Genomic DNA, 640 nt, shown 5'->3' with positions numbered 1-640 from the left:
AGTATTTTGAGAACTCAATTTCGATTAAATATCGCTATTTAATCTCTACTATCAGCTTTCCAAATTGTTAAAGAGCAGGCTTAAAAAAGCCAAAGATAAATTTCGTTACTTATCTTTGGCATTTCCGTTACCACGGAGCAAGTGTTCATCTTGAAGATGGTGGAGCTATGCGGGATCGAACCGCAGACCTCCTGCGTGCAAGGCAGGCGCTCTCCCAGCTGAGCTATAGCCCCATCTTATAACTGGTTCTTTTTACTTAACTCGTCGCTGTGCTTTCTATCCTCGCTCGGTTACATACTTATGTATGCGCCCTTACTCGTCAGTTGCACGCCTTGATTTAAGCAAAAATTACTGCGTTATCTTTCAAGGTTAATCTTGTTCAGGAAAGGTGTATTGTGCGGAAGTTTACTTCAGTAAACGACAAACAATACAACGTAGCATCAACAAGATTGGTGGGTCTGAGTGGACTCGAACCACCGACCTCTCGCTTATCAGGCGAACGCTCTAACCACCTGAGCTACAGACCCCTTACAGATTTCTCTGTTACTTGCTCTACATTTCATCAAGCAATCTGTGTGAACACTCATCAAAACGATAATCGCTTAGGTAAGGAGGTGATCCAGCCCCAGGTTCCCCTAGG

The 640-nt window shown here is 43.8% G+C and carries 2 tRNA genes; both read right to left on the bottom strand.

Annotation, left to right across the window (positions count from 1 at the left end):
- Nucleotides 1-157: 157 nt before the first annotated feature.
- Nucleotides 158-233, bottom strand: a tRNA-Ala gene (locus L9G74_RS19885).
- A 217-nt stretch (nucleotides 234-450) separates the two neighbouring features.
- Nucleotides 451-527: transfer RNA gene (locus L9G74_RS19880), tRNA-Ile, on the bottom strand.
- Between the last annotated feature and the right edge of the window lie 113 nt (nucleotides 528-640).

This window comes from Shewanella electrica (genome assembly GCF_022321485.1).
GTDB lineage: Bacteria > Pseudomonadota > Gammaproteobacteria > Enterobacterales > Shewanellaceae > Shewanella > Shewanella electrica.
This window is presented reverse-complemented; position numbering and strand designations above follow the sequence as displayed.